Source organism: Salinibacter grassmerensis (assembly GCF_947077765.1).
GTDB classification, from domain to species: Bacteria; Bacteroidota; Rhodothermia; order Rhodothermales; family Salinibacteraceae; genus Salinibacter; species Salinibacter grassmerensis.
The window spans coordinates 1-8,634 of sequence record NZ_CAMTTF010000014.1 but is presented as its reverse complement, the minus strand read 5'-3'; the positions used below and the strand labels follow the sequence as shown (position 1 = coordinate 8,634).

9 protein-coding genes are annotated in these 8,634 nt (G+C 64.8%); 3 read left to right on the top strand and 6 right to left on the bottom strand.

What is annotated here, in order from left to right; genetic code table 11:
• The 6 genes from OJB03_RS15525 to OJB03_RS15500 form a co-directional block, all read right to left on the bottom strand.
• Positions 1 to 185 (bottom strand): GTP-binding protein (locus OJB03_RS15525; RefSeq protein WP_263788181.1); only part of this gene is annotated, 185 nt, incomplete at its 3' end.
• Between the two features lie 209 nt (positions 186 to 394).
• Positions 395 to 853 (bottom strand): hypothetical protein, encoded by a 459-nt coding sequence (locus OJB03_RS15520; protein ID WP_263788986.1) that lies wholly within the window; start codon positions 851 to 853, stop codon positions 395 to 397.
• A 59-nt stretch (positions 854 to 912) separates the two neighbouring features.
• On the bottom strand, positions 913 to 2,187 hold the full coding sequence (locus tag OJB03_RS15515) for an MgtC/SapB family protein (protein ID WP_263788984.1): 1,275 nt from the start codon (positions 2,185 to 2,187) through the stop codon (positions 913 to 915).
• A gap of 52 nt (positions 2,188 to 2,239) precedes the next feature.
• The gene (locus OJB03_RS15510; protein WP_263788983.1) at positions 2,240 to 3,079 is read right to left on the bottom strand and encodes a YdcF family protein; all 840 of its coding nucleotides are present in this window, start codon (positions 3,077 to 3,079) and stop codon (positions 2,240 to 2,242) included.
• An 86-nt stretch (positions 3,080 to 3,165) separates the two neighbouring features.
• Complete coding sequence (locus tag OJB03_RS15505; protein ID WP_263788981.1) at positions 3,166 to 3,720, bottom strand: cupin domain-containing protein; 555 nt, start codon at positions 3,718 to 3,720, stop codon at positions 3,166 to 3,168.
• Positions 3,721 to 3,783: 63 nt separating this feature from the next.
• Positions 3,784 to 5,022, bottom strand: coding sequence for a vitamin K epoxide reductase family protein (locus OJB03_RS15500; RefSeq protein WP_263788980.1), 1,239 nt, complete (start codon positions 5,020 to 5,022; stop codon positions 3,784 to 3,786).
• Positions 5,023 to 5,384: 362 nt separating this feature from the next.
• Here OJB03_RS15500 and trpE point away from each other — a divergent pair, with 362 nt between their 5' ends.
• The 3 genes from trpE to trpS all read left to right on the top strand — a co-directional run bounded on the left by trpE (position 5,385) and on the right by trpS (position 8,560).
• Positions 5,385 to 6,893, top strand: a complete 1,509-nt coding sequence (trpE, locus tag OJB03_RS15495) for an anthranilate synthase component I (RefSeq protein ID WP_263788979.1) — start codon at positions 5,385 to 5,387, stop codon at positions 6,891 to 6,893.
• Positions 6,894 to 7,001: 108 nt separating this feature from the next.
• Positions 7,002 to 7,481 (top strand): hypothetical protein, encoded by a 480-nt coding sequence (locus tag OJB03_RS15490; protein WP_263788978.1) that lies wholly within the window; start codon positions 7,002 to 7,004, stop codon positions 7,479 to 7,481.
• A gap of 44 nt (positions 7,482 to 7,525) precedes the next feature.
• Complete coding sequence (trpS, locus tag OJB03_RS15485; protein ID WP_263788977.1) at positions 7,526 to 8,560, top strand: tryptophan--tRNA ligase; 1,035 nt, start codon at positions 7,526 to 7,528, stop codon at positions 8,558 to 8,560.
• The last annotated feature ends 74 nt before the right edge of the window (positions 8,561 to 8,634 follow it).

The following is an 8,634-nucleotide window of genomic DNA, read 5'->3' as shown; positions in this document are numbered from 1 at the left end:
TCCATCGTCATCCAGTCGCTCATCGCGAAGCGGTCGGCCTTGCGGGCCTTGATCTCGCCGGCCTCGTGAATGGCGCCTCCCTTCAAGAGAAGCTTTTCGGTAAGGGTCGTCTTGCCCGCGTCCGGGTGACTAATGATGGCAAATGTCCGCCGCTTTTCGATTTCTTCCTTGAGAACCGGATCCACGTCGTCCGTCGGGGCGGTGGTTTCCGCCGGGGACAAGGCATCGGTGGTGCTCACGACGAGAGAACAGTGGGTTTGGAAAGCGACAACGTGCGGGGTCGAAAACGGTTACTTGTCTCTTTGGGTACGAGGCGCACGCCAGACGGTTTTGGGCGCGTGCGGCCCCGGGACAGTTTCCAAGAAGCATTCACCCTGCTCCCGTGCGGACGGAATCAATCGAAAGCATCCGGCTGAAGGGGAACCACGGACAGCCCCCGAAGCCCGATTTCCCCCAGGCTTCGGTCTTTCCCCCGGAACGGCACCCAGAAGAGGCCGGCGTCATCCCCAGTCTTTGTCGCGTCGGGCCCGACGCGGCCTCGAACAGGGGCCGTGGTGTCCGCCGCGGGCGCCCGGAAGATGATCGTGAATCCGTACCGGACCGGCACCTCGTTCTCATTTACGAGACGCAGCACGACCCCGTCGTGCCTGGTATCGGCCTCCGGGTAGTAGATGTAGGAAATCTGTAGCCCGTCCTGCTCGATGATCGGCGTCCAGGCGTCTTCGTGCCAGGCTTCGCTCGTGTCGCCCGGCACACGCTCCTCCTGTGCCCACCCCACCGAAACGGGCACCAGTGTCAGAATCAGGACCCCAACGATGGGCCGATGATAGACCTGCATGGGTTGGTGGCTCATGGTTGCATCGATGCTGCACCGCACAGGCCGCCGCGCCCGCCCGCCACGTACTCAAGGCCCTAAATGAAAAGCAGGGCCACACCGGACGCCCCCACAATCAAGAGCAGGCCCGGCACCACCGCCCGCCGCAGGCCCGACGTGCCGGTGAGCGCCACGATGCCCCCCTTCAGCACCGTATTGGCGGCCGCCGCGATCACGATGGCACGGGTGGCGGGCACCGCCCCCACGTCTCCACTTTCGTGAAGCCGAGCCATCGAAAGGGTGATGGCGTCCACGTCCGCCAGCCCCGCCACGACGCTCGACAGGTACACACCCGCGTCGCCAAAGTAGGTTTGCGCCCCGTTCGACAGGACGAGGATGACGGCGTATAACACCCCAAACGTGATTGCAGGACCGAGGCGAAACGGATTCTTGACGGTCTGGGGTTCGTCGTGCTTTTCGGCTGGCTGCACGCCGTACAGGTACCCACAGTAGGCGAGGATTACAACGAAAACCCCCAGGACGGGCGCCCAGACGGTCAAGAGCAGGGACGGATTGATGACCGCCACTTCCACGATGACACGGACGAACATAATGGCCCAGGCCAGGAGCACAGCCAATGCGAAGGGCCGGTCTAGTCCCTCCGAGTCTCGGCTCCGCTCCGCGACGCTCAACGTCACGGCCGTGCTTGATGCGAGGCCCCCAAGAATGCCGGTCAGCCCCACCCCACGACGCGGGCCCACGACCTTGATGAGTACGTACCCCAGAAAACTGATTCCGGAGATCAGCACGACCATGAGCCAGACGTTATACGGGACCAGCACGTCGAACGGCGACGGGCCGTAGCCCTGCTGAGGCAGCAGGGGCAGCACAATGACCGTGATGACCGCAAACTTGAGGGTCGCGATCACGTCTTCCTGGTCCAGCGTGCGGGCGAGGGCATGGGTCTGTACCTTCAGCGACAAGAGCACCGCCGTCCCCACCCCGAGGGCCGCGCCCAGGCGGAGGTACCCCCAGTAGCAAAGCCCCCCGGTGAAGAAGGCCACGAGCGCCGCCATTTCGGTGGTCAGACCAGTGTCTCGTGCCCGGGCCTGAAGGAAATGCCCGACGGCAAGCAATACCCCTATTGCAATAACAGACATTGCGAACGGCAACCCGCTTTCGAGCTCGGCGGCCCCGAGGGCCGACGCCGCCCCCAGGAGCGCAATGATGGGAAAGGTCCGCGCGCCAGCGAGCAACTCTCCGTCCCCATCGGCCCGGTCGCGGTACGCATATTCGCGCTGTAGCCCCATGAAAAGCCCAAGGACGAGAGCAACCCCGAAGCGGTAGAATAGCGTCAGCGTGTCAGGGGGCATGTTGCGTTGCCCAGTCGGAAGGATGCATCGTCGAGGGACCAACCGCACGCCGTCAATGGGCGGTGGCCGTGGCGGAGGGTGTGCAGTGGGCCGTCGTGCCTTCCGTGTACGAAGACGTGCCGTTAATCCATCCGCGCCAGTCGTACACGAGATACCCAACATATTCGCGGATGGCGGCGGTGGATCCGGCGAGGGCCCCAGCGTCGGGGAGCACGTCGAGCACGGTATAACGTCGGTCCCCGACCTGGAAGTCTGTCGGCGCCGGCACTGCCTTGATGCCCGCGCTCCGAAAGACCGCGAGGGCCCGGGGCATGTGCAGGGCCGAGGTCACCAGGAGCACACAGTCGAGCCCCCGCTGCTCCATCAACCCTGCCGTTCGCGTGGCGTTTTCGTACGTGTTGGCACTTTTCGACTCGAGGAGAATGGAGTCCCCCGGAACTCCCCAGTCCTGCAGAAGCACCTTCGTGGCGGGCGCCTCCAGAGCACGCTGATTCTTCCAGGGTTGGGTGCCCCCACTGGCGATAACGAGGGGCGCCTTGCCGACCTGATACAGACGCGCCGCGTGCCACACCCGGTCGGCGGCGTTGTTGAGGTCCGGGTGGATGCGAGGGGGACGAGGCGGACTTACGCCGCCCCCCAATACCACGACGGCCTCCGCCGACGGAAGAGAGTCTGCGTGCGTCGGTGGATACTGTCCTTCCAGACGCCCTCGAAGCCGGTCCGCGACGACAGGTGCCGAAAACACCCACAGGACCAGGATGCCCCCACCCACCAGCGCCATCCCGCTTCGTCTCCACCGGAAGGCCGCCAAAGCCCCCGTGCCCACGAGCAGCATCCCGAGGGACAAAGGGTGAATGAAGAGGCTTAGAAGCTTGGTAACGAAGAGCGACACGGAGAGATGACGTCTGCGGGAAAAGCCAGCGCCCTCGTCCACCGGACACGGTGCATTCGCGGGGGCATGTGGGCCGGGAGATGTCCCTATGTGACCGCCCCCCAGTGGTCGGGGAGCGGGCCGTCGGCCCCGTACAGGGGATCGAGGCGCGGACGGGGGACCTGTTCGATATTGCGATCGGCATCGGGGCGCTCGCCGGGACGGCCCCGCTTCAGGTCCCAATCCGGACAGGCCGCCGGATAGGCCCCAACGACGAGAAAGTCGCGGTCGGCACCGAGGTTCTTGTGTGCCACCCCGGCCGGCAACACCAGCGCATCTCCGGACGTCACGTTGAATGTGTCCCCTTCGGGACCGCCCAGTTGCACACGGGCCGTCCCCGACGCCACTCCCAGCACCTCGTGCGCCGTGCTGTGGTAGTGGGGGTACGCGTAGATCCCGTTGCGCCAGGCGCCGTGCCAGTCGTGTCGCCGGAAAAGACGTTCGAAGACCTGGGCGCAATCCTCAACGTCGTGCCGAATTCCCTTCTTTACGACCAGCGCCGGGAGGGTCTCGTTGTTGGGGAACGTGCCGTCGTCGGCGAACCAATGGGCCTGCACATCGGGGGCCCGGAGTACGTCGGCAAGAGCGTCTGGAACTGCCATGCCCAGTTGCGAATGATCCGTGCAGGCACCGAGAGCCATCCACCTCACACCGAGCGAGGGCCCTCATCCGGACGCTGTGCCGCCGAGGGTTCCGTCTTTCGCCTGTTCGATGAAGGTGTTCAGGCACTCCTGCGTGCGGGACTCCACAAAGTGCCCGTTGATCAGCACAGTCGGGGTGCTGTCGACCCCAACCTTCACGGCCCGCTTTCGCTGCTGGAGAACCTGATCCCGGTACTCATTCTGCTCCACCCGTTCGCTCAGCACACCGGGATCAAGGTCAATCTCTTCCGCGATGGTGCGAAGATCCCCCATCCCAATGCCGCCCGGCCCCTGGCGAGCATACTGCGCCTCCAGCATTTCGGCGAACTTATCGGACTGGGCCGCTACGTACAGGGCCTGGATCTCTGGGAGCGACGAGCGACGGAGTGGGAACGGCTTGTAGACAAACCGCACCTCGTCGCGGTGGGCATCCACCACCCGCTTCATGACCTGATGGAAGTCCTTGCAGTGCGGACAGTTTGGGTCAAAGTACTCGACAACCGTCACGCCGGACTCGTTGCTGCCCTCGGTGATATCTTGAAAGCCAACCAGTGAGGAGCCCTGGTCCTGAAGTGGCGTCTTCGAGTCATCGAGCTCGCACTGGGCCGACGCGGCCGATCCGGACGCGGAGCGGGCTTGTGGGGCCGCTGCGCTCGTCTCGTCGAAGTAAACGAGGTCCGCCCCGACGAGGACGGCCGCGGCGGCGATAAGGTAGGCGAAGAGGGCAACCTGCCGTTTTGCGAGTCGAGACGACATAGAATCAGGGGGGAGTGTTGGTGAGGAAGCAAGCAGGGCAACCTGTCCCGCAAACAGGAAGGTCGTAATTAGGGACGAGCCCAGACACAGCAGGCACAGGGTGTCCAGGGGGCCGATCTGGAGGTACGCAAGGTACACCGAGTACGCAATCCCGCCCGTGAGGGCACCGAGTCGGGCCCCATGGACCCACTTCCGGATCCTCGGCACAACCCAGAAGACAGCGATGGTGAGCACACCGACCATTCCATAGAATGCGAGCCCCCAGATTGTGTTGGGGACTCCTAGAAGAGTACTTCCCGCCCCGGTGGTGACCGCCGCGCAATCGAACATGGATGGACCCGCTCCAAACGCCGAGCCCCCGAGGCATCCATCCGCGAAGGATCTTTCCTGCTGGATTAAGAGATGCACGACGTCGAGAATCCCCAACAGGGAGAGCCCGAAGACCATGGCCTCCAGGCGTGGACGGTATCCTCGCAACCGCTCGCGGAGGACCTGCACCAGAGGCATAGCTGCGTAGGTGGGGATCGGAGGGAGAACTTCGTGAAATCAAAACCTGAGCCGGCTACAGGTTCCCCCTTCTCAGCACAACGAATCCAGGCTGGGGACAGACGCCATTTCCCTCCGCAGGTCCTCTCAATTGAATTTCAAACCGTTCCCGTTGCGAATAACGGTTCTGGGTGGTACCCTACAACTGTATGATTGACAAAGCTAGCATCACATCTCTCGGATGGTGGCTCTGGTCCCCCTCTCTACGGGTCAAGAGCCCTCTGCATGCCTAACTGCCGTGCACTGCCCCTCGTACTGAATGGCTCTGGACCCGCTGCCAACTGGTAGCGGGTTTTTGTTTTGCCCCTTTCCCCTCTCCACACATGACCTACGACGACTTTCGCACACGTGTAGACACGGCCCGGGCCGACGGCTTGTCGCGTCTCGTGGTGCCGGTACACGCCCGCCGGAGTGCCGATCTGCTCACGCCAGTCTCGGCGTACCTCGCCCTCCGAGAGGACTCCCCATTCAGCTTTCTCTTCGAAAGCGTGGAGGGTGGGGAGAAGTTGGCGCGCTATTCTTTCCTGGGGCGTGATCCGTACCGCATTCTGACGGGCCAGGAGTTTGGGGCGACGGTCGAGGTGGACGAGCGCCGCACACCTTCCCCCGAGGCCGATCTTCCCACCCCCACCGGCTCCATCTTTGAGGTGCTGGATGCCTATCTAGACCGGTACGAGGAGGTCGAACTGCCGGACCTTCCCCGGCTGCGCGGGGGGGCCGTTGGCTACCTCGGATACGACGCCGTGCGTCTCGTGGAGGACCTTCCGGACGCTCCCCCTGATGACCTCGGCCTCCCCGACGCGGTGTGGTGCTTCTACGATACCGTCGCGGCCTTCGACCACGTCCGTCACCAACTCGTGCTAATGGCGAACGTGTTCGTCGACGAGGAGACGGACCTGCGGGCCGCGTTCGAAAACGCCCAGACCCGCCTCGCCGACCTGGAGGCGGACCTCAAGCGCCCGTCCGATCCCCCGGCCCCCGTCGAGTGGACGCGCGAGGAACTTGCCTCCAACATCGAGCAGCCCGCCTTCGAAGACGCCGTCCGCACGGCCAAGGATCACATCCAGAAGGGCGACATCTTCCAGGTCGTCCTGTCGCAGCGCTTTGCGACCTCCTTCGACGGCGACCGCTTCAACCTGTACCGTGCCCTGCGGCAGGTCAACCCGTCGCCCTACCTTTTTTACCTCGACCTCGACGACCTTGCGCTCGTGGGCTCGTCGCCGGAGGTGCTGGTGCGGGCCGAGGACGGCACCGCCGAGGTCTTGCCCATTGCGGGGACGCGGCCACGGGGCGACGACGAGGACGAAGACGAAGCCCTCGCCGACGAGTTGCTCAACGACAACAAAGAGCGCGCCGAGCACCTGATGCTCGTCGACCTCGGCCGCAATGACCTCGGCCGCGTGTGCCAGTACGCCACCGTGGAGGTCGACCGGTACGCCTACGTCGAACGGTACTCCCACGTCATGCACATCGTGTCGTCGGTGAAGGGCGCGCTCGCCCCCGACCAGAGCTCCATGGATGCCCTGGCGGCCTGCTTCCCGGCCGGGACGGTCAGCGGCGCGCCCAAGGTGCGGGCGATGGAAATCATCGACGACCTGGAGCCCTCCCGGCGCGGGGTGTACGCCGGGGCCGTCGGCTACGTCGATTTCTCCGGCACCCTCGACACCTGCATCACCATCCGCACCATGGTCGTGGCCGACGAGACGGCGTATGTGCAGGCCGGGGCGGGCATCGTTGCGGACAGCGATCCCAGCCGCGAGTACGAGGAGACCCGGGACAAAGCCGCTGCCCTCCGCCAGGCCCTGCGCGTGGCCTCGGAAGGATTGTTGTGACCGCGTGGACACGATCCGCCTGTCGCCCGCACACGCCGTTTGCCTGCAAACTTCGCCCCCGGACGACGGTACCAATCAAGATCTTTCCCCTGATTCTTCTCCCCGGTTATGCCGAACCCAATCAAAGAGGCCCTTCTCAACCGCGGCTGGGCCGGCCAGACGCTTAGCCGGTCCGAGACGGTCGACCGCATCGACCCGCTCATCCGGCAGCACATTGAACTGAACCACCACTACGGGGCCGCCATCCGCCACTGCGACGACGAGCGCGTCGTGGACGTACTGGAGCGCCTCCAGAAGACCGCCCGCACCGACGTGGGCAAGCTGTCCGAGACTGTCCTGAGTTGCGGTGGCACCCCATACAACGGCACGGACCTCTCTCCTGAGGACTTCACGCTGAAGGGGTCGCTGAGCGATCTGTTCGAGGAGCTCCGCGACCTCGAAACGGCGTTCAACGACGCCCTCGGGGAAGAGCTCGACCTCGAACACCAGATGCGCACCCGCGGTGTGCTTCAAGCCATCCGGAGCAACAGCCAGGACCGCCTCGACGCCCTCGACGCCCTCCAGCGGCGCATCGGCGACGCGGCCTAGCAAGCCTCACGTATTTCTCCTCACGCCTCACGCCCCTTGCCCCGATGGAAGCCCCCGACTCTGCCTCGCTCCCGGACACCGAACGCCCCGCCGACCCGGTCGTGGTCTCCGGCATCCAGCCGTCCGGCCGCCTGCACCTGGGCAACTACTTCGGGGCGCTTCGCCAACACATCGACCTGCATCAGCAGCACGACGCCTACTACTTCATCGTGAACTACCACGCGATGACGACGGTGCAGGACGCGGAGCGGCTCCGCGAACACACCTTCAACGTGGCACTGGACTACCTCGCCCTCGGCTTCGACCCGGACGAGGCGGCCCTCTTCGTGCAGAGCGACGTGCCGGAGGTGACCGAGCTCATGTGGATCTTCTTCAACCTCCTCCCGACGAGCACCCTCGAGAAAGGGGTGGCCTACAAAGACAAGGTGGACGCCGGCCTCACGCCGAACGCGGGCCTCTTCAACTACCCGGTGCTGCAGGCCGCCGACATTCTCGCGTACGGCGGCTCGCTGGTGCCTGTGGGGGCGGACCAGAAGCAGAACCTGGAGATCGCCCGCGACCTGGCCCGTCGCTTCAATAACCGGTTCTGCCCGGAGGACGAGCCGCTCCTCCCCGTCCCCGAGCCCCAGATTCTCGACGACGTGGCCGTGATCCCTGGCACCGACGGGCGCAAGATGTCGAAGAGCTACGACAACACCATCGGCATCTTCGACGAGGGCGATGCGCTTGAGGAGAAGGTGATGAACATTGTAACCGACTCCACCCCCCTCGACGAACCGAAGGACCCCGAGTCCTGCAACGTCTTTGCGCTGATCACCCTGTTTGCAGATGAGGAGACCCAGCAAGAGATCGCGGAAAAGTACCGGGCCGGCGGATACGGCTACGGGCACGCCAAGCAGGCACTCAAGGAACTGATCGAGGAGCACTTCGCCGGGGCACGGGCCCGGCGCAAAGACCTCGAACAGCGACCGGACTACGTGCGCGACGTGCTCCGGCAGGGCGCAAAGGACGCTCGGGCCCGGGCCGAGCCCCTTCTGGAAAAGGTGCGCGACCGGGTCGGCCTGGTCCGCACGCACTGACTGCCAGCGGCGTCGACCTGCTCGGCACACCTACCGCCCTCCGACGCGCAGCCCGGCGACAACCAGCCCCCCCC

Excerpts from the sequence above, each read along its gene's own strand:
- OJB03_RS15515 (WP_263788984.1), bottom strand. The coding sequence starts at position 2,187 with ATGCCCCCTGACACGCTGACGCTATTCTACCGCTTCGGGGTTGCTCTC.
- OJB03_RS15500 (WP_263788980.1), bottom strand. The coding sequence starts at position 5,022 with ATGCCTCTGGTGCAGGTCCTCCGCGAGCGGTTGCGAGGATACCGTCCA.
- OJB03_RS15505 (WP_263788981.1), bottom strand. The coding sequence starts at position 3,720 with ATGGCAGTTCCAGACGCTCTTGCCGACGTACTCCGGGCCCCCGATGTG.
- trpE (WP_263788979.1), top strand. The coding sequence starts at position 5,385 with ATGACCTACGACGACTTTCGCACACGTGTAGACACGGCCCGGGCCGAC.
- OJB03_RS15520 (WP_263788986.1), bottom strand. The coding sequence starts at position 853 with ATGAGCCACCAACCCATGCAGGTCTATCATCGGCCCATCGTTGGGGTC.
- trpS (WP_263788977.1), top strand. The coding sequence starts at position 7,526 with ATGGAAGCCCCCGACTCTGCCTCGCTCCCGGACACCGAACGCCCCGCC.
- OJB03_RS15490 (WP_263788978.1), top strand. The coding sequence starts at position 7,002 with ATGCCGAACCCAATCAAAGAGGCCCTTCTCAACCGCGGCTGGGCCGGC.